At 63.0% G+C, this 24,576-nt stretch carries 19 protein-coding genes; 12 read left to right on the top strand and 7 right to left on the bottom strand.

Features of this window, described 5'->3' with window-relative positions:
• Positions 1–56: 56 nt before the first annotated feature.
• From NR164_RS08705 to NR164_RS08695, 3 genes are all read right to left on the bottom strand, one after another.
• Positions 57–1,034 carry a FecR domain-containing protein gene (locus NR164_RS08705; RefSeq protein WP_256822628.1) on the bottom strand — a complete coding sequence of 326 codons (978 nt, stop codon included), beginning with the start codon at positions 1,032–1,034 and terminating at the stop codon, positions 57–59.
• On the bottom strand, positions 1,035–1,550 hold the full coding sequence (locus NR164_RS08700) for a sigma-70 family RNA polymerase sigma factor (protein WP_079445008.1): 516 nt from the start codon (positions 1,548–1,550) through the stop codon (positions 1,035–1,037).
• A 135-nt stretch (positions 1,551–1,685) separates the two neighbouring features.
• Positions 1,686–2,930, bottom strand: coding sequence for an MFS transporter (locus NR164_RS08695; protein WP_256822627.1), 1,245 nt, complete (start codon positions 2,928–2,930; stop codon positions 1,686–1,688).
• A gap of 116 nt (positions 2,931–3,046) precedes the next feature.
• Between NR164_RS08695 and NR164_RS08690 the strand changes: the two genes are divergently transcribed.
• From NR164_RS08690 to NR164_RS08675, 4 genes are all read left to right on the top strand, one after another.
• A complete protein-coding gene (locus NR164_RS08690) occupies positions 3,047–5,257 on the top strand; it encodes a TonB-dependent siderophore receptor (protein ID WP_108525610.1) in 2,211 nt (736 codons plus the stop codon).
• A gap of 183 nt (positions 5,258–5,440) precedes the next feature.
• The gene (locus NR164_RS08685) at positions 5,441–6,703 is read left to right on the top strand and encodes a serine hydrolase (RefSeq protein ID WP_026140145.1); all 1,263 of its coding nucleotides are present in this window, start codon (positions 5,441–5,443) and stop codon (positions 6,701–6,703) included.
• A gap of 116 nt (positions 6,704–6,819) precedes the next feature.
• The gene (locus NR164_RS08680; protein ID WP_046383971.1) at positions 6,820–8,157 is read left to right on the top strand and encodes a hypothetical protein; all 1,338 of its coding nucleotides are present in this window, start codon (positions 6,820–6,822) and stop codon (positions 8,155–8,157) included.
• Between the two features lie 40 nt (positions 8,158–8,197).
• Positions 8,198–9,301, top strand: a complete 1,104-nt coding sequence (locus tag NR164_RS08675) for a polyamine ABC transporter substrate-binding protein (RefSeq protein ID WP_046383970.1) — start codon at positions 8,198–8,200, stop codon at positions 9,299–9,301.
• A 26-nt stretch (positions 9,302–9,327) separates the two neighbouring features.
• Here NR164_RS08675 and NR164_RS08670 read toward each other — a convergent pair whose 3' ends face one another.
• Both NR164_RS08670 and NR164_RS08665 read right to left on the bottom strand, forming a co-directional pair.
• Positions 9,328–9,939, bottom strand: coding sequence for a TetR/AcrR family transcriptional regulator (locus NR164_RS08670; protein WP_017847941.1), 612 nt, complete (start codon positions 9,937–9,939; stop codon positions 9,328–9,330).
• A gap of 98 nt (positions 9,940–10,037) precedes the next feature.
• Entirely contained in the window at positions 10,038–11,810 is a 1,773-nt protein-coding gene (locus NR164_RS08665) for a sigma-54-dependent Fis family transcriptional regulator (protein ID WP_057005577.1), read from the bottom strand.
• A gap of 270 nt (positions 11,811–12,080) precedes the next feature.
• Here NR164_RS08665 and NR164_RS08660 point away from each other — a divergent pair, with 270 nt between their 5' ends.
• From NR164_RS08660 to NR164_RS08650, 3 genes are all read left to right on the top strand, one after another.
• Entirely contained in the window at positions 12,081–13,556 is a 1,476-nt protein-coding gene (locus tag NR164_RS08660) for a benzaldehyde dehydrogenase (RefSeq protein ID WP_108525606.1), read from the top strand.
• Between the two features lie 57 nt (positions 13,557–13,613).
• Positions 13,614–14,381 carry a coniferyl-alcohol dehydrogenase gene (locus tag NR164_RS08655; RefSeq protein WP_046383966.1) on the top strand — a complete coding sequence of 256 codons (768 nt, stop codon included), beginning with the start codon at positions 13,614–13,616 and terminating at the stop codon, positions 14,379–14,381.
• 81 nt (positions 14,382–14,462) lie between these two features.
• Positions 14,463–15,410, top strand: coding sequence for a transporter (locus NR164_RS08650; protein ID WP_104903483.1), 948 nt, complete (start codon positions 14,463–14,465; stop codon positions 15,408–15,410).
• Here the strand turns inward: NR164_RS08650 and mhpT are convergent.
• Positions 15,407–16,636, bottom strand: coding sequence for a 3-(3-hydroxy-phenyl)propionate transporter MhpT (gene mhpT / locus NR164_RS08645; RefSeq protein ID WP_017847936.1), 1,230 nt, complete (start codon positions 16,634–16,636; stop codon positions 15,407–15,409). The two genes, NR164_RS08650 and mhpT, sit on opposite strands and share 4 nt — an antisense overlap.
• Positions 16,637–16,948: 312 nt before the next feature.
• Between mhpT and NR164_RS08640 the strand changes: the two genes are divergently transcribed.
• Positions 16,949–18,274 (top strand): OprD family porin, encoded by a 1,326-nt coding sequence (locus NR164_RS08640; RefSeq protein WP_057005581.1) that lies wholly within the window; start codon positions 16,949–16,951, stop codon positions 18,272–18,274.
• Between the two features lie 4 nt (positions 18,275–18,278).
• Here the strand turns inward: NR164_RS08640 and NR164_RS08635 are convergent, their stop codons facing one another.
• Complete coding sequence (locus NR164_RS08635; protein WP_046383963.1) at positions 18,279–18,767, bottom strand: MarR family winged helix-turn-helix transcriptional regulator; 489 nt, start codon at positions 18,765–18,767, stop codon at positions 18,279–18,281.
• A 213-nt stretch (positions 18,768–18,980) separates the two neighbouring features.
• Here NR164_RS08635 and NR164_RS08630 point away from each other — a divergent pair, with 213 nt between their 5' ends.
• The 4 genes from NR164_RS08630 (at position 18,981) to NR164_RS08615 (ending at position 24,543) form a co-directional block, all read left to right on the top strand.
• The gene (locus NR164_RS08630) at positions 18,981–19,811 is read left to right on the top strand and encodes a p-hydroxycinnamoyl CoA hydratase/lyase (protein WP_046483783.1); all 831 of its coding nucleotides are present in this window, start codon (positions 18,981–18,983) and stop codon (positions 19,809–19,811) included.
• Positions 19,812–19,919: 108 nt separating this feature from the next.
• Complete coding sequence (locus tag NR164_RS08625; protein WP_017847932.1) at positions 19,920–21,368, top strand: aldehyde dehydrogenase; 1,449 nt, start codon at positions 19,920–19,922, stop codon at positions 21,366–21,368.
• A 62-nt stretch (positions 21,369–21,430) separates the two neighbouring features.
• Positions 21,431–23,305: a feruloyl-CoA synthase gene (locus NR164_RS08620; RefSeq protein ID WP_256822626.1), complete on the top strand. Its 1,875-nt coding sequence runs from the start codon at positions 21,431–21,433 to the stop codon at positions 23,303–23,305.
• Positions 23,302–24,543: a thiolase family protein gene (locus NR164_RS08615; RefSeq protein ID WP_169884012.1), complete on the top strand. Its 1,242-nt coding sequence runs from the start codon at positions 23,302–23,304 to the stop codon at positions 24,541–24,543. The genes NR164_RS08620 and NR164_RS08615 overlap by 4 nt, the downstream gene beginning before the upstream one ends.
• Positions 24,544–24,576: the final 33 nt, after the last annotated feature.

The raw sequence follows: 24,576 nt of genomic DNA, 5'->3' as shown, positions 1-24,576 counted from the left end.
AAAAAAGTATCAGTCTGGCAACGCTTTATTTTTTTGCGAGGTTTGCCTTCGCGGCGTCAGGCGGGCGACAGCGTGACCCAATACCCGTTCAAATGGCCGGTGGCGAGCACCGGGTAGGTTTGCACCAGCATGTTCAAGGTGCGTTGGATATCGCTGATCGGGAAGGCACCGGAGACGCGCAGGTCGGCAATGGCCGGATCACAGCGCACAAAACCACGACGATAACGCGCCAGCTCGGCAACGAAATCCGCCAGGCGCATCTTGTCCGCCATCAGCATGCCCTGGGCCCAGGCACCGACGTAGCGACCGGCGGCAGTCAGCGCTCCAAAGGTCTGTGAGGAAAAGTCGGTGCGCTGCCCGGCGTTGACGATCAGCGGCGCGGTTTGGCGGTTTTCGGCCAGTTCCACTTTCACTGCGCCTTCCAGTACGGCGAGCTGGGTACGCGGGCCCAGTTCACGCACGGTAAAGCGCGTGCCCAGGGCCTGCATGCGGCCCTGTCGGGTGATGACGAGGAAGGGGCGGGGGACGGAAGCGGTATCCGGTGCGGTCTGCACCAGTATTTCGCCTTCGCGCAGATGGATGAGCCGCTGTTGGCCATCAAACAGCACATCCATGGCGGTGTCGGTATTCAACGTGATGCGTGAGCCATCGGCCAGGGTCAATTCGCGTTGTTGGCCCACGGCCGTGCGGTAGTCGGACGACCATCGGCCTGACTCCACCAGCTTCCAGCTGCCCCAACCCGCCGGTATCACCGCCAGCAGCAGGGCCAATTTACCCAGGGCGGCACGCCGCTCCGGATTGCTTGGCCGATCCAGCGCCGACATCGCCAGGGAAGACGGCAAGCCGCCCAGCTTGCTTTGCAGCAATTGCGCCCGCGACCACGCGCGATCGCGCTCGGGGCTGCTGACCTTCCAGCGCTCCCACTCGGCACGTTCGTTGTCGCTCAACCCGTTGTCGCTCAAACGCATCAGCCATTCGGCGGCTTCTTCAAGCACGTCGGGATTCAGCGGTGGCTCTCTGCGCAGCGCGCGCATCTATTCGACCATCATCATGCAGTGCAGGAACGCTTGTTTCATGTAGCGTTTGACGGTGATCAGCGAGACGTCCAGTTGCTTGGCGATGTCGTCGTATTTCAGCCCGTTGATCTGCGACAGCAGGAACGCCCGCTTCACCAGCGGCGGCAGGGCATCGAGCATGGCGTCGATTTCGTGCAGGGTTTCCAGCACCATGAAGTGCGATTCAGGCGACGGCACATCCTGTGCGGGCGCATTGGCGAGTGCCTCCAGGTAGGCACGCTCCAGCGCCTTGCGCTGGTACCAGTTGATCAGGATGCCCTTGGCCACGCAGCTCAAGTAGGCGCGAGGCTGCTCGATTACCGTGACCTGTGAAGCCAGGATGCGGGTGAAGGTGTCCTGCGCCAGATCCGCCGCATCCATGGCGTTGCCCAGTTTTCTTTTCAGCGTCGCGTACAGCCAGCTGTGATGCCCGCTGTACAGGGCCTCAATCGCGCGCAGGTGACTCGGGTTGTTCGCGGAGTGGGTTTGGCTCATGGCGCGGGCGTGCATCTAATTGAGAAGTATTCCCAATGCTAGTTGACAAGATGCTTGAAAAGCAAGGGGGGATCAGTGCCTCGCGATCGGTGCGATCCCCTGTGCTGGCGTGTCCTTCATCGCCAGGCACCTGGTTCAATCCCGACCCGCGACTTGGTGGGGTTGCTTGCCCGCGGGCCAATAACGCAGAGCGACGATCAGCACCAGCGCCAGCGCATACGCCAGGCAAACGAACAGATACGTGTAGGGCAGGCCATACGCTTGGCTGAGCAAGCCGCCGATGCAGATACCGGCAATCGAGGCAAACTGCGCGGTGCTTTGCGCGATACCCAGTACATAGCCCTGTCGGGCGCTGTCGGCGGTGGTCGAGATCAGTGCCATCAGCACTGGCGTCGTGGCACCCAGCAGTACTCCCCAGACGAAGTAGGCCAGGATAAACACCACGGGGTTGCGGGTAATGCCCGCCACGGCGGTCAGCGCGATGCAACCGATCACCACGTAAGTGATGCGCTGCAGCGTCTGGCGTAGAGAGCGCTGCTCGAAGTAGCGCGACCATGCCGTCGCCGAAAGAATGAAGCCCAGGGCCAATAGCCCGTAGCACAGGCCGACCACTGAGTGGCTGACATCGAATGTGGAGCTGACGTAAAGCGAGAACGAAGTTTGGGGCAGCATTCGCGCCAACAGCAGAATCCCCATGATGCCCAACAGCGACAGCAGGGGCGAGCCGCGCCAGCCGGCAGCGCTGGCCTGGGCGGGGGCAGAGGTGTTTACCAGCGTGGTTTTTTCCACGGGGGGGACGTCCGGCAGTGTCATGGCGGCGATCACCGTGCAGGCGGCGCATAACACCGAGGCCACGATATTGATCCAGAAAAACGTCGCGTAATCGAGAATCAGGCCGCCGAGCACGGCGCCCAGCAACGAGCCGACGTTGGTCGAGATCTGCAGAATCGCGAACAGCCGGGCCCGGCGCGACGGGCTTTCGATACTCACGCCGTAGGCCTGCGCCGGGGCAATGTAGCCCGCGAAGGCACCCTGCAGGAAACGCAGGGCCAGGATCGCCCAGATGTCGCTGAAAAACGCCAGGCCGAGCTGGGTCAAGGACAACCCGGCGAGCGCGCGGATCATCATCAACTTGTGCCCGTATCGATCGCCGATACGGCCCCAGAACGCACTGGTCAGCATGATGCCCAGCATCGGTCCCACGTACACAGCGATGCTGGCGAAACTGAAAAGCGCCTCCGAAGAGGCCAGCCCGCGCAGGTGTACGGGCCAGAACGGCCCGCTCATTTCCATCGCGCCCATGGAGACCAGTTGGATCGCGAACAAAAGATAAACAAGGGTTCTGACACTTGAACCCTGAATGACACCTGCATGGGACATGAGACGGCCTCGGCGGATGAACCCGGTAAAAAAACAGGGAGGGATGATACTTTTTCGCAAGTCGGCTGGCATTAGGAGTGATTCCCATTTTCCTACGTTGAAAGGATCCTCTCGTCATGCCCGTTATCTGTCGTCCCTATGGTGAACGTGTGTTAACCCTCGCGATTCGGAGCGCCATGCTGAATGTCGTCTTGGTCGCATGCAGCGCCAACGCCTCGGCGGCTACGCCACAGCCCGCAGCGGGCGACGCGTCAACGCCTGACAGCGCGCAGAGCCTGATCCTCGACACCACCACCATCGACGCCCGCGAGGCTGGCCCCACGGCATTGCCGCCGGTACTGGCCGGCGGGCAGGTCGCCCGTGGCGCGCGCCTGGGGATGATGGGCAACAAGGATGTGATGGACGCCCCGTTCAGTGTGACCAGCTACACCGCCAAAACCCTGGCCGACCTGCAAACAGTGACGGCGGCCGACGCCCTGGAGCGCGATCCTTCGGTGCGGTCCACGGGGCAGACGGGCGGTATCGTCGATTCGTTTTTCATCCGTGGGTTTGCCATCGGCGAAGGCAACCTTGGCGAGTTGGCCTATGACGGCGTGTACGGTGTGGCGCCGAACTACCGGACGTTCACCGACTACGCCGAACGCATCGAGGTGCTCAAGGGGCCCGGTGCGCTGATGTACGGTGTCTCGCCGAACAGCGGCGTTGGCGGCGTCATCAACATCGTGCCGAAGCGGGCGCTGGATGAAGACCTGACGCGCTTTACCGGCAGTTACGCATCGGACTCCCAAGTGGGCGGCCACTTGGACATCAGCCGGCGCTTTGGTGAAGAAAACCAGTTTGGCCTGCGCTTCAACGGCAGCCTCCAGGGCGGCGACACCGCCGTCGATAATCAGAAGCGCGAGGTGGATATCGGGGCCATTGCCTTGGATTATCGCGGCGAGCGGTTGCGCCTGAACCTTGACTACATCAGCCAGAAAGAAAACTTTGACGGCGCCTCGCGCCCCTTCACCGTCGCAACGGGCGTCGACGTGCCATCTGCCGCCAATGGCCGCACCAGCCTGCCGCAAAAATGGGGTTGGTCGGACACCAAGGAACAGTCGGCACTGCTCGGCGGCGAGTATGACTTGAGCGATGCGCTGACCGTATTCGCCCATGCCGGCGGGGGCAAGTCGGACGTGAAGCGCCTGTCCGACCAGGTGCCCAGGATCCTCAACGATGCCGGCGATACCAGCAATATCCCGGGTTATTACAAGTTCAACGTCGACCGTTCGACCGCCGATGCGGGCCTTCGCGGGCTGTTCGCCACCGGGCCGGTGACGCACATGACCACGCTGATGGCGACCCGTTACCGGGACGAACTGTCCCGAGGCATCACCAATGGTAAGGAGATCCGCTCCAACATCTATCACCCGGTGGATACGCCCAAGCAATACCTCGACGCCCCCAAGGTGCTGCGCATTTCGGAGACGGAACTGTCCGGCGTCGCACTGACGGACACCCTGGGCATGCTGGACGACCGCCTCCAACTGACCCTCGGCCTGCGCCGGCAAGCGATCGAGTCGCGTAACTACAATGCCGCCGGGGCTGTCAGCTCCCGCAACAAAGACACTGCCACGACGCCGTTGCTGGGCGTAGTGGTCAAGCCCTGGGATGACGTGTCTTTGTATTACAACTATGTCGAGGGCTTGAGCAAGGGCGATACCGCCCCGGGCACCGCGAACAACGGCGGCCAGACATTCGCCCCTTATGTGTCCAAACAGCACGAGCTCGGCGTGAAGTATGAACACCACACGTTCATCACGAGCGTGGCGTTGTTCCAGATCGAAAAACCCAGCGGCGAGCTGGGTGCCAACAATGTGTATTCCGTGCAATCGGAGCAACGCAACCGTGGCGTGGAAGTGAGCCTGTACGGGGAAGTCGCGCCGGGCACGCGCTTGATGGGGGGCGTGACGTTCCTCGACGGCGAGTTGACGAAGTCCGCCACCGCGGCCAACCGGGGCAACAAACCGGTCGGCGTGCCCGACATCCAGGCCAACCTCTGGGCCGAATGGGATACCCCATGGCTGGAAGGCTTTACCTTGACCGGCGGCGCGATCTACACCGACAGCCAATACGTCAACCAGGCCAACACCCAGGAACTGGACGCCTGGACTCGCATCGATGCGGGCGCGCGTTATGCCACGAAGATAGAAGGGCGACCTACGACGTTCCGCGCCACCGTGCAGAACGTATTCGACCGTGAGTACTGGTCGGGCGTCGCCTCCTACGGCGCCTTTTCCCCGGGATCTCCGCGCACCTTGCAGTTGTCGGCCACGGTTGATTTCTGAGGTCGGTGTGGAGTGTGCTTTTCATGACGGCGAATGTGCCGCGCACCGCCGGCGACCGGCTCGATGCAGCGATAGCGGAGTGAGTGTTATCGAGTAAAAAGTTTTATTGACTAAAAATAAATATCGGGTAATGATTTCTGCGCATCTGCTCTCATGCAGAGTCATCTCCAGGGTCATCTCCCGATGAGTCATAAAAACCCGTCTTTTCTTGCGACGCTTTACGTCGAGGCCACTGAATCGTCGTCGGCCACTTGCGCGGCCCCTTTGCTGATGCATGGCTTTCCCGCCGAGCCGGAACACCGAGTCACGTGGCACAACTGGATGCGTCCGCCCTTCAGCCAGTGGGGGTTCCGCAACCTGGCGCGCTTGCGCCCCACCATCGACGTACCGGCGGGCCCAGGGCCGGTCGGTACGCTCAAGCAGGCTCCCAATGCGCTGGACCAGCTGTGTTTCGACAGTGAGTGTGGGCTGAGCATCAGCGTCATCGATCACCTCGAGGCCAGCCAGACCGACGCCTTTTTGGTGATGCAGGGCGACACGGTATTGTTCGAGCGCTACTTCAACGGTCAGCAGGCCTGCGACCGGCACATCATGTTTTCGGTGACCAAATCGCTGATCGGCACCCTTGGCGAACAGCTGGTTTCCAGTGGCGTGCTCGAGCCCGGGTTACCCGTCGCGTACTACGTGCCCGAACTGGTGGGCAGCGCGTTTGGCGATGCGACGGTGCGCCAGTTGTTCGATATGGCGGTGGGCATCGACTACAGCGAGGTGTACGACGATCCCAACTCGGAGAGTTCGCAGTACGGTTACGCCTGCGGGTTTCAACCGGCACCGGCGCAATACGCTCAATTCGAGTCGTTGTACCAGTACCTGCCATCCCTCAAAAAGCGCGCCAGCCACGGTGGCTTTTTCCATTATGTGACCGCGACCACCGAAGCCTTGGCTTGGGTCATGGAGCGCGCCTCGGGCAAGGCCTGCAGTCAGTTGTTGGCAGAAATCTGGAGCCGGCTGGGCTGTGATCGCGACGGCTATTTCATGGCTGATCCCTGGGGACGTAACGTCGCCGGGGCGGGTTTCAGTGCGACGTTAAGAGACATGGCGCGCTTCGGCCGTCTGCTGGCCAACGATGGTTGTCACGAGGGGGTTGAGCTGCTGTCGCCCGAGACCGTGGCACGTATCGCCGCCGGTGGGGATCCGGCGATCTACGCGCAAAATGCCGAGTTCTCCGGCTGGACACCGGGTGCCTCCTATCGAAGCCAGTGGTACGTGTTCAACGATCACAGCCAGGCCCTGATGGCCGGTGGCATCCACGGCCAGTACCTGTTCATCGACAAGCCCTCCGGCGTCGTGATCGTCAAGCAATCGTCGCTGACCGATGCGGTCGGCCCGTTCGATGCCGATAGCGTGCGAATGCTGCGCGCTATCAGCGCTCACCTGAGTCACTGACACACCCCGAAAAATAAGAGTCTTGCGTTCTATTCACCTGGCTTTGCCATGTGTTGGCGGCGCTTTGCGTTGCCATTGACTGCCCTGTAACAACAATAATCACACAGGAGCTTCTTATGGTTTTCATCAAGCGTTTCTCTCGAGCGCTCATAGCGGTCGGCTTACCCTTGACCACCCACGTCGCGTTGGCGGGCTACACCTTTGAGGACGGCGATCTCAAGGGCGAAGTCAACCTCACCGCGGGGGGCGCGACGCTATCGACCCGCGGCGTCAACTTCGGCAGCGGCCGGGTCGATGCGCGCAACGGTAAAAATGGCGGCACCAAGATCGACTGGCAAGAGTTCTACGTAAAGCCCGGGGTCAAACTCGAGTATGCGTTGCAACCCGATTTCAGCTTGCTGGCCGGCGGTTCCCTGGTCGCGGCAAGCACGTTCGGCGACGGCGATGCGGGCGGCTTTACCCGCAGTTCCGACGGCAAGGTTGCCGCTGAAGAACTGTACGGCGGGTTCCGCGCCGGTGAGTGGAAGTTCACGGCTGGCCGCCAGAACTACATGGTCGGTACGGGGTTCATCGTCATGGACGGCAACCTGGACCAGCTCAAGGACGGCGCCTACTGGCTGGGCCCTCGAACCGCCTTCAAGGATTCGGCGATCCTGGCCTGGGAACATGGCGCCTTGAAGTCTCAGGCATTCACCCTGCGCACCGACGATGACCTGGGTGATTTCCGCATGACCGGCGTCAACCTCGATTACAACCTCGACGACCAAGTGACCCTGGGTGCCATGGCCATGCGGGTCAACGCCCTGGGGCCCAAAGGCAGTACGCTGCCTCGTCGTCGCGACGGCATGCAGGTGTACAACCTGCGGGCGCTCAATGCCAAGGTGCCCGGCGTACCGGCGCTGACTCTGAATGCGGAGTACGCGTTGGAGCGCGGTAGCGGCGAGGGGGTCGATTACGATGCCAACGCCTGGTACGGCCAGGCCGACTATGCCTTCAGCACGTTGCCGTTGACGCCCGTCATCGGTTATCGCTACGCGAGCTTTTCCGGTGATGACAACCTCAGCGATAACCGCCAGAAAGCCTGGGACCCGTTGAGCAAGGGCTTCGTCGACTGGAGTACGTGGCTCGTCGGCGACGTGGTCGGCAACTACCTGCTGTTCAACAGCAACGAAAATGTCCAACAGTTCTCGCTCAAGACCCACCTCAACGAGACCCTGACCCTCGGCGCCATTCACTACCAGTTCTGGCTCGATGAGAAAAACTACATGGGCGCGGCGGTCCGCGATCGGCGCTTTGCCGATGAGAGCGTGATATTCCTCGACTGGACGCCCACGCCGTCGTTCTATACGTCGCTGTCCTATAACTGGGTCAAACCACTGGCCGCCGCCAAGCAGGTGTTCGGTGACGACCAGACCTTCAGTGCGTTGGAACTGTATTTCACCTATCGCTATTAAGTGCCGCGAGCCTTTGCGGCCGCGCTGGAGTGTTTTTATCATGAACAGTTTTTTGCGTAATACCGTGTTGGGCACTGTCGCTTCGTTGTTGATCAGCGGTTTTTGCCTGGCCGAAGAACGAACCGTAAGGATCTACAACTGGATCGAATACCTGCCGCCGGAAGTGCTCAAGAGCTTCCAGGAAGAGACCGGAATCCGCCCGATCTACGATGTATTCGACAGCGCCGAAACCATGGAGTCCAAGCTGTTGACGGGAAACTCCGGGTATGACGTGGTATTCCCGGGCACCGCCAACCTGGGGCACCTGATCACCGCCGGTGCCGTCCAACCGTTGGACCGCGCGCAGTTGCCGAACTGGCAGCACCTGGACCCCGAGTTCATGAAATCCCTGGAAGCGGTGGGGGACACCGGCAACCGCTACGCCGTGCCGTACCTATGGGGCACCACATTGATCGGCTACAACGTCGACAAGGTGCGTAAAGCCTTGGGCGCCGACGTGCAGATGAACAGCTGGGACATCATCTTCAAGGAAGAAAACCTCGCCAAGCTCGCCAGTTGTGGCGTGGGTTTCCTCGACGCCGGCAACGAGATCCTGCCGATTGCCTTGCACTACAAGGGCCTCGACCCCAATAGCCAGAAGCGTGAGGACTATGCGCAAGCCCAGGCCGTGATGATGAAGATTCGCCCTTACGTCACTTACTTCAACTCGTCGCGCTACGGCATGGACCTGGCCAACGGTGATATCTGTGTGGGCGTGGGCTGGTCCGGCGGTGTCGCATTGGCCACGCGACTGGCAGATGCCGCCGGCAAGGGCGTCAAGGTCGAGATGGCACTGCCCAAGGAAGGCGCGCCGATGTGGGCGGACGTGATGATGATCCCGGCCAATGCGCCCGATACTGCAGAGGCCCATGCGTTCATCAATTACATCCTGCGCCCGGACGTGATTGCGCGCATCAGCAACAAAATCGGCTACCCCAACCCGAACAAGGACGCCACTGCGCTGGTGGACGCCAGCATCCGCAACGACCCCAACATGTATGTGCCGGAGGAAGCGCGCAAGACCCTGTTCGCCCTGGAGCCGATCCCGGCCGCCGTGGAGCGCATCCGTACCCGCACTTGGACCGCCATCAAGAGCAACCGCTGATCAGTATGGCCTGACCCCGCAATGGGTCAGGCCTGCATGCCGTAAAACAGCAACTCGGTGATACGCCTGACCTGGGTAGAGTGCGCGTCGATATCCGGGTGTTCCTGGTTCACCAGTCGGAACAGTTGCAGGTGCGAATAGTCGTTCAACAGGAACGCGGCCAATTCCACATCGAGCTGCGGGCGCAGCTTGCCGGCCCGTTGCAATTCCCGCAGCAATTCGCTGATTTCGGCCCTGAGCGCATCGTTCATGGCCCGATAGCCTGCCGGCAGTTCATTGTTGCCACCGAAGAGAATCAGCGGCAGCAGTTCACGCCACAGGCTGGGGTGCATGACTTCCAACGCATAGCCGGTAAGCAGGCGTTCCAGGTGGCAGAGCGCCTCGACCGGGTCGTCTATTTCGTGGATCCGGCTGCGGGTGTCGATGATCGCGCGTTGATCGGCGTGGTGCAGGATTTCCAGGATGATTTCCTGCTTGTTGCCGAAGTACTTGAACACCGTCGGCGGCGACACCCCGGCCTGGCTGGCGATCTGTTCGATGGTGGTGTTCTGGAAACCCTGGCGCTCAAACAGTTCGATCGCGGCCTTGCTGATAGCTTGCCGGCGTTCGGCTTTCTGACGTTCACGCAGTCCGCTCACAGGAGATCCTTGTCACGAGTAAAAAGAGGGGCGCTTGTCGCCCCGGTATCCCTGCAAAATACTTAATTGGGTAAAGCTTTTAAAGCACTAATTGCCATTCAAGGGGTTTGCCGCTGATGCTTCTTCAATCGGTAGGCAAATTGAGCGCGGCTGAGCCCCACGAGCCTGGCGGCGGCGGCCAGGTTGCCGGCGTTTTGTTGCAGCGCTTCATTGATCAGGCGCGATTCAAGGCCGTCGATGGAAAACCCCTGGTCCAGCTGGCCAAGGGTGTCCAGCAGTGCAGGGCGGGGCGCTGTGGTGGTGAGCTGCGGCCCGCTATTTGACAGGCTGCCGTGGTCGTCCAGGCCATAGGGATCGGCGGGCATCGGCTCGTTGCGAAACAGGTGCACCAGGTCAATCGCTTGGCCTTCGTCACTGGCGATCAGGCCGCGTTCGATCAGGTTTTGCAGCTCGCGCACATTGCCCGCGAAGTCATAGCGCAGCAAAACCTTCAGGGCGCGCATGGTCAGGCCCGCCGGCGTTCGCGCGTATTCCTGGCAGAAGCGCGTGAGGAATGCGTTGATCAGCAGCGGGATGTCGTCCCTGCGTTCGCGTAGCGGTGGCAGGGCGATGGGGTAGACATTCAGCCGGTAGAACAGGTCTTCACGAAACGTACCGTCAGCCACGGCTTTACGCAGGTCGATATTGGTGGCGGCGACCACGCGCACGTCCACCTTGATACCGCGCACGCCGCCGACCCGTTCGACTTCCCGCTCCTGCAGGGCCCGCAGCAACTTGCTCTGCCCGCCCAGGCTGAGGCTGGTGATTTCATCCAGGAACAGCGTGCCGCCCTGGGCCCGTTCGAAACGTCCGGGGCGCGAGTGCGTCGCGCCGGTATAGGCACCGCGTTCGACACCGAAGAGTTCGGCCTCGATCAGGTTATCCGGAATGGCGGCGCAATTGAGCGCCACGAACGGGCCGTCATGGCGGTGACTGAGCTGGTGCAACTGGCGCGCAAACATCTCCTTGCCCACCCCGGACTCACCGCTGATCAACACCGTTGCCGGGGTCAGCGCGACGCGTTGCAGGGCTTGTGTCGCGGCGTTGAACGCGGCGCTGGCGCCCACCAGCGTTTGCGGCGGGTTGGCCCTGGCGCTGCGGCTCACCGGGTGCTCGGGCGTGGGCGCGAGCGTGGTGCTGGTGACGGCCTGGGACACATTCAGGTAGCGCAGGTCCTGCTCGACGTCACCCCATTGCTCGGCCGTCTTGCCGATCACCCGACAGCTGCGGTGGCCCATGCCACGGCATTCCACTTCGCGGAAAATCACCATTTGCCCGAACAGGCCACTGACGAAACCGATGGCATAGCCGGTTTCAGTCCAGCACACCGGGTCCTGGCCGATGCCGTAGGCGCGCACATGCTCATCGGCCTCGCAGGAGTGGTGCCAGAGGAACTCACCTTCATAGAACCCCGAATCGGCATCGAACTTGAAGTGCAGCGGCTCGACCTTGGTCATGCCCTCCAGGGTGTGCAGGTGTGTCCCGGCGCGAAACACCGCGGCGGCATCGGCCTGTGGCCAGCGCTCGCGTATCAACCGCGCATCCCGCGCGCCGGAGGCATAACCGGTGCGGGTGAACAGGCCGCGCGCCTGCTCCAGGCCCAGGCGCTCGATGACCTCCCCGCGCAGGGCGCCGAACGACGAACTGTGCAGCAACAACATGCGTTGATCGTTGAGCCAGATACGCCCGTCTTCGGGAGAAAAAAACAGGCAGTCGGTCAGTTCCGCCGGCGTGGGCGAGCTGCCGGCACTGAGTTGGCGGCTGTCGCCGCGCGGATGGAAGGCCGCATTGGCCACCCGGTCGTCGGGCAGCGCACTGGGGGGATTAGTCATTGTTATGCCCCTGCAAAGCGAGTGAACGATATGAGTAACTGCTCAGATAGTTATTAAACATAACCTTATCAATTGAACAAGTGGCAGGGCCCCGGTTCTTGCAGGCAACCGCTCGGTGGGGTGTGAGCGCGACGCGGCGGGCCGCGACCCAGAGCCCTCGACGCGTTACGTCAGCAGCTTTGCGCGCAAGCGGCACAGCCTTTGCTCAAGGCTTGATGCGGCGTTTGCACCCTGTGCAGGCGATGACAATTACAAGAACTCGGAGTTGCCATGTCAGTGTCTGAAACCACTCACTTTCTACAGCGGGCCATTGCGTCCGAATGTCTGTTCAACGGCGATTGGATACCCGCCTCGGGGTCCGTGATCGCGGTGATCGAACCCGCCACCGGCGAACCCCTGATGCGCTGCGCCATGGCCACCCCGGCCGACATCGCCATCGCCTGCCGCAACGCGGCCCTGGCGCAGCCGGCATGGGCTGCATTCGGCCCTCGGGAGCGCGCCGAGGTGTTTCGCAAGGCGGCGGACCTGGCTCAGCAGTCCTTCGCGGAACTGGCGCTGTATGTCGCCCGGGAAACCGGCGGCGCATTGTTCAAGGGTGAACACGAAGTGCGCGAAGCGATAGTGCTGCTGCATCAGGCGGCGGGGCTGTTGTCCCAACCGCACGGGGTGGTGCTGCCCAGTGAAGCCGGGCGCCTGTCCTATGCGCGGCGTCAGCCCCATGGCGTGGTCGGAGTGATTTCGCCGTTCAATTTTCCGCTGATCCTGTCGCTGCGCTCGGTGGCGCCGGCGCTGGCGGCGGGCAATGCGGTGGTGCTCAAGCCCGACCCGCAGACGCCGGTCAGCGGTGGTTTTCTCATCGCCCGGCTGTTCGAGGAGGCGGGCTTGCCCAAGGGCCTGCTGCAGGTGTTGCCCGGCGCTGCGCCGGAGGGGGAGGCGCTGTGCCGCGATCCGAATGTGCGGATGATTGCGTTCACCGGATCCACGGCGGCGGGGCGCAAAGTCGCCGAAGTGGCGGGGCGACACCTGAAAAAAGTCGCGCTGGAACTGGGTGGCAAAAACCCGCTGATCATTCTCGAAGACGCCGACCTCGACCTGGCCGCGAGCAATGCCGCCTGGGGCGCCTGGATGCACCAGGGGCAGATCTGCATGGCGACCGGCTTGATTCTCGCCCATGAATCCATCGCCGAACGCCTCACGCGCAAGTTGGTGGACAAGGCCCGGGCGTTGACGGTGGGCAATGCCGCCCGGGGTGAGGCCGCGCTCGGCCCATTGATCAACCAACGGCAATTGCAGCGCGTACACGCAATCGTCAGCGACAGCCTGCAAGCGGGCGCGCGGTTGGAGGCGGGCGGCGAATATGACCGGTTGTTCTACCAGCCCACCGTGCTCAGTGGCGTGCGTCCGGGTATGCGCGCGTTTGAGGATGAAATCTTCGGCCCGGTGGCCACGGTGGTCAGCTTCGCCACGGACGAGGAGGCCATCGAACTGGCCAACCGCACCGAGTACGGCCTGTCGGCCGCCATCATCTCGCCGTCGGTCGGGCGCGCCATGGCCATCGGCGAGCGGCTTGACTGCGGCCTGCTGCATATCAACGACCAGACCGTGGCCGACGAATGCATCAACCCGTTCGGCGGGCGCGGCGCCTCCGGTAATGGCGGCAGCGTGGGCGGGCCGGCCGACTGGGACGAGTACAGCCAGTGGCAGTGGGTCACGCTGAAAAATACACCGCCTGCCTATCCGTTCTGAGCCCTGGCTCATCGGTTTGATCCACCCATGCCTATACAAAAACAAGAGGGCTTGAACATGAACCTGCAGAACAAAACCTTGATCGTCACTGGCGTCGCTTCCGGCATTGGCGCCGAGCTGGCGCGGCTTGCGCGCTTCCAGGGGGCCACGGTGATCGGCGTTGATCGCCATGCACCGCAACTGACCCTGGATAGCTTCGTCCAGGCTGACCTGGGCGACCCTGCCAGCATCGATGCGCTGGTGGCACGCCTGCCGGCGCGCATCGATGGGCTGTGCAACATTGCCGGCGTGCCCGGTACGGCGCCCTTGCAAGCGGTGGCCACGGTCAATTACCTGGGGCTGCGGCACCTGACTCAATCGCTGCTGCCACGCATGTCGGCGGGCGGCAGCATCGTCAATGTCGCCTCGGTCCTCGGTGCGCAATGGCCGCAACGGCTGGAGCGGCACAAGGCCCTGGCCGCGACGCCAAGCTTCGAGGCAGGGCAGCAGTGGCTGGCGGCCAACCCGGTGGAGCAGGACAACTGTTATCAGTACTTCAAGGAAGCGCTGATCGTGTGGAGCTTCCAGCAATCCCAGGGCTGGTTTCGCGATCACTCGGTACGCATCAACTGCGTCGCGCCGGGGCCGGTGTTTACCCCGATCCTCGGCGATTTCGTCAGCATGCTCGGGCCGGAACGGGTGGCCGCAGACAGCCAGCGCATGACCCGGCCAGCCCTGGCCGATGAGGTGGCGGCGGTGATTGCCTTCCTCTGCTCGGACGCCGCGCGCTGGGTCAACGGGGTCAATCTGCCGGTGGACGGTGGCTTGGCCGCGACCTACGTGTAGCGCTTGCAACGGCGCTAAACCCCGGCGCGGCGCCTCCGCGCCGGGGGTCTTGAACAACAACAAAAATACAGGACATCCAAGATGCTCAAGCCTATCTTGCGGACGGTTGCGGCCATGCCTTTTGTCGCACTGTCATCGATTGCACACGCTTACGACCTGCCCGGGCTCAACCTCGGCAGCACCAGTTTCTACGACGGCTCACCGGCCCCGGCCGGCCCTGGCTGGTACCTGGAGGAATACCTGACGTACTCCCGGGCCAGCCGCTTCAATGACGCCAACGGTCACAAGCTGGCGTTGCCCAGGCAGGACCTGGACGTGGTGGCGCCCACCACGCAGATCATCTACCTCGGGCAACCCCTGGCCAATGGTGCGATGCCGGGATTCACCCTGATCAACACCTCCCTGGTCCACGCAGATGTCGACGATGGCTTGAACAATGCGGCGCTGAGTTCTCGCGCCGGGTTTGGTGATGTGACTGTGGGGCCCTTCCTGCAACTGCCGACCCTGAGCCGCGCGGATGGCAGCCCGTTGTTGACCCAACGTGTCGAAGCCGATATCTCGGTGCCGGTGGGGGCCTATGACCGCAAGCGCTCGATCAACCCAGGCAGCAACTTCTGGTCATTCAACCCGTATTACGCGGCAACGTACTGGTTCAGCCCGAAGTGGTCGGCGAGCGGGCGTTTCATGTACCTGTGGAATGGCAAGAATGATGAGCCGCAGGCCGGCTTTGGGGATGTTTCCGATACCCAGGCCGGCCAGGCGTTGCATGCCAACCTGACCGTGCAATATGCCTTGAGCCAGCAACTGAGCGTGGGGGTGAACGGCTACTGGTTGAAGCAGATCACCGACACCCAGGTGGACGGGCACGCCGTGAGCGGGCGCCGGGAGAAGGTCTGGGCCATGGGCCCAGGCCTGTTATACGCCTTCAACAAGGAGAACGTGCTATCGGTGAACGCCTACTTTGAACAGCAGGCTGAGAACCGCACCGAGGGCAATAAACTGGTGCTCAATTGGCTGCACAAGTTCTAGGCTTTGGTGTGCCCGGCCGCTTCCGGGGTGGACAGGTTCAGTGGCGCCTTACGCACCATGACGGTGATGATGGCCAGCGCCGCGATCGCCAACCCGGGGGAGGTCGCCAGCAGGACGCCTGTGGTGCCCGCACCTGCGGCGAGCAGTTGTCCCGCCGCCAGCGGTCCGGCCACCGAGCCCAGCCGGCCGATGGCCACGGCCGCACCGACGCCGGTGGCGCGCACCGCCGTTGGATAGGAGGGCGGTGCCGACGCATAGAGCACCAACTGCGCGGCCATGACGAACAAGCCCGCGGCGAAACCGGCGATGGCCATGGGCACGATGCCCACCGACAGCCCGACCCCGGCCAGGGCCGCGAGCAGCCCGGCATACACGAACAGCACCACTCTGAGGGCATTGCAGCGGTCCAGCAGGACACCGCCGAGCAGCGAGCCAAGGGCGCCGCCGATGTTGAACAGCATCTGCACCATGCCCGCCTGGGGTTTGCTGAAGCCTTGTTCGAGCAACAACGACGGCAGCCAGTTGAGCAGCATGTACATCACAGTCAGGGTGAAGAAGTAGCTGAGCCACAAGGCCAGCGTGGTGCCTGCGCGCCCTTCGCCGAACAGCGCCTGGCGAGTGGAGGGGCGGGCACTGAGGGTATTGTCGAGCTGTTGGCGAAAGGCGTTGGACTCGGGCAGCAGCAGGATCATCAACGGCACGGCCAGCAAGGGCGCCAGGCCGCCGATGATAAAGGTGGTCTGCCAGTGTTCACTGGAAAACATCGCCACCACCGCCGCCAATGCGCCGCCCAACGGCACGCCGCAGTACATCACACTGATGGCGGTGCCCCGGCTGCGTTCGCTGACCGCTTCGGCGCACAGCGCGATCAGGTTGGGCAGCGCGGCACCCAGCCCGAGGCCGGTCAGAAAGCGCACCAACAGCAGGCTCGAGTAGCTTTCGACAAACGCGGTGCAAAGCGAGAACAGCCCGAACAGCAGCACCGCGATCACCAGGATTTTCTTGCGCCCGATTCGGTCGGCGACCCAGCCGCCGAAGAACGCCCCCGGCAGCAGGCCAATGATCCCGACGCTGAACACCCAACCGAGCATCTTCGGGTCCAGGGCAAAACTCTGGCGCAACCCCGCGGCGGCGGTTCCGGCGGCTTGCAGATCGAACCCTTCGATCAGCGCAACGATAAAGCACAACGCGATAGTCAGCGTCGAACGACGCGATGGACTGTCCATGGGCAAACCTCATTGTTGTTGTTTTTGTTGTGGTGGCGAGCGCAAGTGGCTGCTGCTGATTAAGATAACAAAGATAACTAAAAAATGAATGGCGTATTAAAAATGCTAAAAACAGTAAATAAGTGCTTTAAATTCATGCTGTTGTGATGCGTGTCAGTGTTCATCATAAAAATAGATAGCTTTATTAATGTTCGATTATCGGTCAGTCGCTGTTGACGAGTGCCGTCGGCTGTTTCCATTCTCTATTGGCGAAGCCGAACGGGCCGAGCGTGTGCCACCCCCAAAAACAACAACAAAAAATGGACAACGAACATGCCAAAACTCCCGATGGAGGACGCCGTTGCAGTGGCGTCCGTCTCCTGTGTGTCGAACCGCAAGCCAGGCCTGGTCATGGCGTTGCTGGCCTTGAGCGTGTTGCCCTCCCAGCTGTGGGCGGCCGGCTTTATCGACGACAGCCACGGCACCTTGACCCTGCGCAATTACTATCTGGATCGCGACTACAAGGACGACGGTGCAAAGACCGCTGCGCGAGAATGGGCCCAGGCGTTCATCCTCAACCTGGAATCGGGGTACACCCCGGGCCCGCTGGGCTTTGGCCTGGATGTGCGCGGGTTGATGGGGGTCAAGCTCGATTCTTCGCCGGACCGCAGCGGCACCGAGTTGTTGCCGGTGTCGGCCAGCGACAAGCGTGCCGCCGATGAGTACTCGCGCCTGGCGCCGACCGCCAAGATGCGGTTTGCCCAAACCACCGTGAAGACCGGTGACGTGTCGATCTTCCTGCCGTTCGCCTTTGCCAGCCCGTCGCGCCTGCTGCCGCAAACCTTTCGCGGCACCACCTTGAGCTCCAAGGACATCGACGGCCTGACCTTCAATACCGGCTATATCGACCGCATCAACAAACGCGACTCCACCAGCTACCAGGCCATGACCATCGCCTCGCCCAACCGGCGTTTCAACGCCACCGCCACCACCTCGCACCTGGCTTACGTCGGCGGTGACTACCAGGTCAACAAAGACCTCAGCCTGCGCGCCTATCACTCGCAGATAGCCGACCTCTACCAGCAGGACACCCTGGCGTTGCTGCACAATCTGCCCGTGGGCGATGGCGTGCTCACCAGCGACCTGCGCAGTTTCTTCAGTCGCGAGGACGGCAGCGCCAAGGCGGGGAACGTGGATAACCGCAACCTCTCGGCGTTGTTTGGCTACCGCCTGGGCGGTCACAAATTCAGCCTGGGCTACATGCATTCCAGTGGGGAGACGGCCACGCCCTATATCTCCGGGACGGAGCTGATGGGCATGAGCGAACTGACCATGAGTTCGGACTTTCTCAACGCCAAGGAGCGCACCTGGCAGGCGATCTACGACTACGACTTCGCGGCTTCCGGTTTACCGGGCCTGAAGGGCCGGCTGCGTTACGTGCGCGGCGATAACATCGAGCTGGCGGCATTCAACGCCGAGGATCGCAAGGAGCGCGAGTTCCAGATGGAGCTGGGCTACGTGATCCAGAGCGGCCCGCTGAAGAACGTCGGGCTGCTGGCGCGCAAGTCGATCTATCGCAATGACTTCCCGGCTGGCGCGGCATTTCGCGATGAAAACCAGACCCGTTTCCTGGTGCTCTACACCGTGGCGCTCTGGTAAGCCGTCAGTCCTGATACACCTTCTTCAGCAAGCGCAGCAGCTCTGCACGTTCCTCAGCGTCCAGGGCTGCGGTGGAGTCCAGGTCACTCTGGACGGCGATCTCTTTGAGCGCCTTGAGCAGAGTTTCGCCGGTCTTGCTGAGGAAGATCCCATAGGAGCGCTTGTCTGGTTTGCAGCGCACACGCACGGCGAGGGCGCGGCTTTCCAGCTTGTTCAGCAACGGCACCACCTGGGGCGGCTCAATCGCCAGCGCGCGAGCCAGGTCGGTCTGCATCAGGCCGGGATTCTGCTCGATGATCGCCAGGGCCGAGAACTGAGCGGGGCGCAGGTCGTGCTCGGCAAGCCGACCGATCAGGTTCTGGAACAGCTTGAGCTGCGCACGCCGTATGGCGTAACCAATCAGGTCGTCCAGGGCCGAATCCAGCGGCGCACGCCCCTCGGTGGTGTCGGGCAGGGCCAGGTTGGCGTCGGCGATGTTGGAAGGCTTGGCCATTGACAGTGCAATCCTCAGAAGGTGGAGGTTAAGAAAGCTATCTAGTTTGCCGAGGTTCGCGAGCCATGGCTATGCCGGCTTTTCATAACGCCCGAGCGGCTTAGGTTTTACAAGGGGAAAATATTGGTTATCAAGGTTAATAGTTAATTGACATAACTATATTTGCGGTTTAATTTCGAATCATCTTCCAACCAAGAACAAGAGCGTACCGTCATGAGCAATTACGAAGGCCGTTGGACCACCGTCAAGGTTGAAATCGAGGAAGGCATTGCCTGGGTCATTCTCAATCGCCCGGAAAAACGCAACGCCATGAGCCCGACCCTGAACCGCGAAATGATCGACGTCCTGGAAACCCTGGAGCAGGACCCCGCCGCCGGCGTACTGGTACTGACCGGTGCCGGTGAAGCCTGGACCGCCGGCATGGACCTCAAGGAATACTTTCGCGAAGTGGATGCCGGCCCGGAAATCCTCCAGGAGAAAATCCGCCGCGAAGCCTCGCAATGGCAATGGAAACTGCTGCGCATGTACGCCAAGCCCACCATCGCCATGGTCAATGGCTGGTGCTTCGGCGGCGGCTTCAGCCCATTGGTGGCGTGCGACCTGGCGATCTGCGCCGACGAAGCCACCTTCGGCCTCTCGGAAATCAACTGGGGCATCCCACCGGGCAACCTGGTGAGCAAGGCCATGGCCGACACCGTGGGCCATCGTCAATCGCTGTACTACATCATGACCGGCAAGACCTTCGGCGGGCAGAAGGCCGCCGAGATGGGCCTGGTCAACGAAAGCGTACCGCTGGCGCAACTGCGCGAAGTGACCATCGAACTGGCGCGCAACCTGCTGGAGAAAAACCCGGTGGTGCTGCGGGCGGCCAAGCATGGCTTCAAGCGTTGCCGCGAACTGACCTGGGAGCAGAACGAGGATTACCTCTACGCCAAGCTCGATCAGTCGCGCTTGCTCGACACCGAAGGCGGCCGCGAGCAGGGCATGAAGCAGTTCCTCGACGACAAGAGCATCAAGCCCGGCCTGCAGACGTACAAACGCTGAGGCTGGCCGGCGAATGGCGGGCGCATCCCGCTGTTCGCCGCCTCACCCTGGCGCTACTGTGACATCGCTTGAATGCATTCCCCATAAAGACAATAAAGAGGAATCACCATGCTGGACGTGCCCCTGTTGATCGGCGGCCGGTCGTGCCCCGCCCGTGACGGTCGAACCTTCGAGCGTCGCAACCCGGTGACCGGTGAAGTGGTTTCGCGGGTTGCCGCCGCGACCCTGGACGATGCCGACGCCGCCGTGGCCGCAGCCCAGGCGGCGTTCCCCGGCTGGGCCGCGCTGGCGCCGAACGAACGCCGCACCCGGTTGCTCAAGGCGGCCGAGCACTTGCAGGCGCGCAGCGCCGAATTCATTGCCGCCGCCGGCGAAACCGGCGCCATGGCCAACTGGTATGGCTTCAACGTGCGCCTGGCGGCCAACATGCTGCGTGAAGCAGCGTCGATGACCACCCAGATCACGGGCGAAGTGATTCCCTCCGATGTGCCCGGCAGTTTCGCCATGGCCCTGCGTCAACCGTGCGGCGTGGTGCTGGGGATTGCGCCGTGGAATGCCCCGGTCATCCTCGCCACGCGCGCCATCGCCATGCCGCTGGCCTGTGGCAATACCGTGGTGCTCAAGGCTTCGGAGTTAAGCCCGGCAGTGCATCGCCTGATTGGCCAGGTCTTGCAGGATGCCGGGCTGGGCGATGGCGTGGTCAACGTCATCAGCAACGCACCGGCCGATGCCGCCGCGATTGTCGAACGGCTGATCGCCAACCCGGCGGTGCGCCGGGTCAACTTCACCGGCTCGACCCATGTCGGGCGGATTGTCGGCGAACTCTCGGCGCGTCACCTCAAGCCGGCCTTGCTGGAACTGGGCGGCAAGGCGCCGCTCCTGGTGCTCGACGACGCCGACCTGGATGCGGCGGTTGCCGCGGCAGCGTTTGGTGCCTACTTCAACCAGGGGCAGATTTGCATGTCCACCGAGCGCCTGATTGTCGATGCCAAGGTCGCCGATGCGTTTATCGCCAAGCTGACCGCCAAGGTCGCCAGCCTGCGCGCCGGTGACCCCGCGGCGGCGGATTCGGTCTTGGGTTCCCTGGTGGATGCCAGCGCCGGTACGCGCATCAAGGCCCTGATCGACGATGCGCTGGGCAAGGGCGCGCGGCTGGTCGCGGGCGGCCAGTTGGAGGGCAGCATTCTGCAGCCGACCCTGATCGATGGCGTCACCGAGAACATGCGCTTGTACCGCGAAGAATCCTTCGGCCCGGTGGCGGTGTTGCTGCGCGGTGACGGTGATGAAGCACTGCTGCGCCTGGCCAACGACTCCGAGTTCGGCCTGTCGGCGGCGATCTTCAGCCGCGACACCGGGCGTGCGCTGGCGCTGGCGCAGCGGGTGGAGTCGGGCATTTGCCACATCAACGGGCCGACCGTGCATGACGAGGCGCAGATGCCCTTTGGCGGGGTCAAGTCCAGCGGTTACGGCAGCTTTGGCGGCAAGGCGTCGATTGAACACTTCACGCAATTGCGCTGGGTGACCTTGCAGAACGGGCCGCGGCATTACCCGATCTGAGCAGGCGTCGCGACATAACAATAACAAGGCGGCTGTGATCCGCCTTGCTGGAGGACACCCTTGTGAGTTCCGAATTCAGACCGCAACCCCAGCCCGCACCGCGCTACCGCGAGGTCTCCATCGGCCACGCCCCGGTGGCGGTCACTGAAGAGCAGGGCGTGCTGCATATGCGTTCCCTGGAGCCATTGGCCGAGTTGCCGGCGCGCTTGCTCGATCGTCTGGTGCATTGGGCCCGGGTGCGTCCCGAGCAGACCTTCATTGCCGCACGCCAGGCCGATGGTGACTGGCGTCGCGTCAGCTACGCGCAGATGCTTGAGAGCGTGCGGGCGATTGCCCAGGCCTTGCTGAGTTACGGCCTGTCGGCAGACAAGCCGCTGGCGTTGCTGTCGGGCAACGACATCGAGCATCTGCAACTGGCCCTCGGCGCGATGTACGCCGGTATCCCTTACTGCCCGGTGTCGCCGGCGTATTCGTTGTTGTCCCAGGACTTCGCCAAGCTGCGGCATGTATGCGACCTGCTGCAGCCGGGGTTGGTGTTCGTCAGCGATGCGGCGGCCTACCAGCGCGCGATCGACGCGGTATTGCCGGCCGAGACGCCGCTGATCTGCGTGCGCGGCCATGTGCCGGGACGCACCCAGGTCAGCTTCGCGAGCCTGCTGCAAACCCCGGGCGGCAGTGCGGCCGATCAGGCGTTCAATGTCACCGGCCCGGACAGCATCGCCAAGTTTCTTTTCACCTCGGGCTCGACCAAATTGCCCAAGGCGGTGATCACCACGCAACGCATGCTCTGCGCCAACCAGCAGATGCTGTTGCAGACGTTTCCGGTGTTCGGCGAAGAGCCGCCGGTGCTGGTGGACTGGTTGCCGTGGAATCACACCTTCGGCGGCAGCCACAACGTCGGCATCGTGCTCTACAACGGCGGCACCTTTTACCTCGACGCTGGCAAGCCCACGGCCCAGGGGTTTGCCGAGACCCTGCGCAACCTCAAGGAGGTGTCGCCCACGGCCTATCTGACGGTGCCCAAGGGTTGGGAAGAGTTGGTCAGCGCCCTGGAGCAGGATGCCGAGTTGCGCGAGTGCTTTTTTGCGCGAATGAAATTGTTTTTCTTCGCCGCCGCGGGCCTGTCGCAAAGTGTCTGGGACCGCCTCGACCGGGTGGCCGAACAGCACTGCGGAGAACGCATCCGCATGATGGCCGGGCTGGGCATGACCGAAGCCGCGCCATCCTGCACCTTCACCACCGGGCCGTTGTCCATGGCCGGCTATATCGGTTTGCCCGCGCCGGGCTGCGAGGTGCGCCTGGTGCCGGTGGACGGCAAGTTCGAAGGGCGCTTTCGCGGGCCGCACATCATGCCGGGGTACTGGCGGGCGCCGGAACAAACCGCCGAGGTGTTTGACCCGCACGGCTTCTATTGTTCGGGGGACGCGATCAAGCTCGCCGACCCGAATCGGCCGCAACTGGGGCTGATGTTCGACGGGCGCATCGCCGAGGATTTCAAACTGTCCTCCGGGGTGTTTGTCAGCGTCGGGCCGTTGCGCAATCGCGCGGTGCTGGAGGGGTCGCCGTATGTGCAGGACCTGGTGATTGCCGCGCCGGACCGCGAATGCCTGGGCGCCCTGGTCTTCCCCAGGCTCTACGAATGCCGCCGGCTGGCGGGCTTGAACGCCGACGCGAGCGACGCCGACGTACTCGCCAGCGTGCCGGTGCGCCAATGGTTCGGCGACTGGTTGCAGCGCCTCAATCGCGACGCCACCGGCAATGCCAGCCGTTTGGAATGGATTGCCTTGCTCGACGAGCCGGCGTCTATCGACCGTGGGGAAATTACCGACAAGGGGTCGATCAACCAGCGTGCGGTACTGCAATGGCGCGCGGCCAAGGTCGAGGCGCTGTATCGCGGTGAAGATGCTGCGATCCTGCGTGCCGAGCCCAAGCCTTGAGCGGCGTGGGGCAGTATTCGGCGTTTGCCGACGTGGCGATTTACGAGGCGCTACGCACGCCGTGGGTCGACCTCGGTGGCGCCTTGTCCCTGGTCTCGCCCATCGACCTGGGGATCAAGGTCGGCCGTGAAGTCCTGGCCCGTGCCGGTATCGACCCGCTGGCGGTGGACAGCGTGCTGGCCGGCTCCATGGCCCAGGCCAGCTTCGATGCCTATTTGCTGCCGCGGCATGTCGGGTTGTACAGCGGCGTGGCGCAATCGGTTCCGGCGCTGGGGGTGCAGCGCATCTGCGCCACGGGTTTCGAGTTGTTGCGCCAGGCCGCTGAGCAACTGCGCGACGAGGTGCAACTGGCCTTGTGCGTGGCCAGTGAGTCGATGTCCCGCAACCCGATTGCGGCCTACACCCACCGGGATGGGTTTCGTCTCGGTGGCGAGGTGCAATTCAAGGATTTTCTCTGGGAAGCCCTATACGACCCGGCCCCGGGGCTGGACATGATCGCCACCGCCGACCACCTGGCGCGCCGCCATGGCCTGAGCCGCGAGGCCGTGGACCGTTACGCCTGCGCGAGCCATCAGCGTGCGTTGCAGGCGCAGCGTGACGGCGCGTGGGCTGAAGAGATCGTGACGGTCGATAACCAAGTGTTCGAGTTGGAGGGGTATCAGCCGCGTGGCATCAGCCTGGCGCGCCGCGCCGCTGCCGTCACCCAGGACAGCCACCCACGGCCCACCGACCTTGCGGCCCTGGCACGCTTGCGCGCCGTGCATGCCAATGGCGTGCAAACCGCTGGCAACAGCTGCGCGGTGGTCGATGGTGCGGCGGCAGCCCTGGTCGGGCGCGCCTCGGCCTGCCCGCGTGCGCCCCTGGCCCGGCTGCTGGCCAGCGCGGTGGTCGGTGTGGCGCCGGAGTTCATGGGCATCGGTCCGGCGCCGGCGATCCGCTTGCTGCTGCATCGCAGCGGGTTGAGCCTGGATGACATCGGCCGTTTCGAGATCAACGAAGCGCAGGCGGCCCAGGTATTGGCGGTGGCCCAGGAACTGGAGCTGGACAGCACCCGGCTCAACGTCCAGGGCGGTTCGCTGGCGGTGGGGCATCCATTGGCTGCCACCGGCCTGCGCTTGGTCATGACGCTGGCCGGGCAATTACGCCGGCACAACCTGCGCTACGGGATTGCCGCTGCGTGTGTCGGCGGTGGGCAGGGCATGGCGTTGTTGATCGAGAACCCGGCCTATCGCGGTTGAGCGTTCAACGGTGTAACTCCTTTTTATTCGATG

The organism is Pseudomonas sp. Pse79, from assembly GCF_024519615.1.
Classification (GTDB): domain Bacteria; phylum Pseudomonadota; class Gammaproteobacteria; order Pseudomonadales; family Pseudomonadaceae; genus Aquipseudomonas; species Aquipseudomonas veronii.
This window is presented reverse-complemented; position numbering and strand designations above follow the sequence as displayed.

Bases quoted from the DNA above. Each gene is read 5' to 3' on its own strand.
- NR164_RS08640 (WP_057005581.1), top strand. From the start codon at position 16,949: ATGCCAAAACTCCCGATGGAGGACGCCGTTGCAGTGGCGTCCGTCTCC.
- NR164_RS08665 (WP_057005577.1), bottom strand. From the start codon at position 11,810: ATGACTAATCCCCCCAGTGCGCTGCCCGACGACCGGGTGGCCAATGCG.
- mhpT (WP_017847936.1), bottom strand. From the start codon at position 16,636: ATGGACAGTCCATCGCGTCGTTCGACGCTGACTATCGCGTTGTGCTTT.
- NR164_RS08690 (WP_108525610.1), top strand. From the start codon at position 3,047: ATGCCCGTTATCTGTCGTCCCTATGGTGAACGTGTGTTAACCCTCGCG.
- NR164_RS08625 (WP_017847932.1), top strand. From the start codon at position 19,920: ATGCTGGACGTGCCCCTGTTGATCGGCGGCCGGTCGTGCCCCGCCCGT.
- NR164_RS08650 (WP_104903483.1), top strand. From the start codon at position 14,463: ATGCTCAAGCCTATCTTGCGGACGGTTGCGGCCATGCCTTTTGTCGCA.
- NR164_RS08655 (WP_046383966.1), top strand. From the start codon at position 13,614: ATGAACCTGCAGAACAAAACCTTGATCGTCACTGGCGTCGCTTCCGGC.
- NR164_RS08660 (WP_108525606.1), top strand. From the start codon at position 12,081: ATGTCAGTGTCTGAAACCACTCACTTTCTACAGCGGGCCATTGCGTCC.
- NR164_RS08675 (WP_046383970.1), top strand. From the start codon at position 8,198: ATGAACAGTTTTTTGCGTAATACCGTGTTGGGCACTGTCGCTTCGTTG.
- NR164_RS08700 (WP_079445008.1), bottom strand. From the start codon at position 1,550: ATGAGCCAAACCCACTCCGCGAACAACCCGAGTCACCTGCGCGCGATT.
- NR164_RS08705 (WP_256822628.1), bottom strand. From the start codon at position 1,034: ATGCGCGCGCTGCGCAGAGAGCCACCGCTGAATCCCGACGTGCTTGAA.
- NR164_RS08630 (WP_046483783.1), top strand. From the start codon at position 18,981: ATGAGCAATTACGAAGGCCGTTGGACCACCGTCAAGGTTGAAATCGAG.
- NR164_RS08680 (WP_046383971.1), top strand. From the start codon at position 6,820: ATGGTTTTCATCAAGCGTTTCTCTCGAGCGCTCATAGCGGTCGGCTTA.
- NR164_RS08635 (WP_046383963.1), bottom strand. From the start codon at position 18,767: ATGGCCAAGCCTTCCAACATCGCCGACGCCAACCTGGCCCTGCCCGAC.
- NR164_RS08685 (WP_026140145.1), top strand. From the start codon at position 5,441: ATGAGTCATAAAAACCCGTCTTTTCTTGCGACGCTTTACGTCGAGGCC.
- NR164_RS08695 (WP_256822627.1), bottom strand. From the start codon at position 2,930: ATGTCCCATGCAGGTGTCATTCAGGGTTCAAGTGTCAGAACCCTTGTT.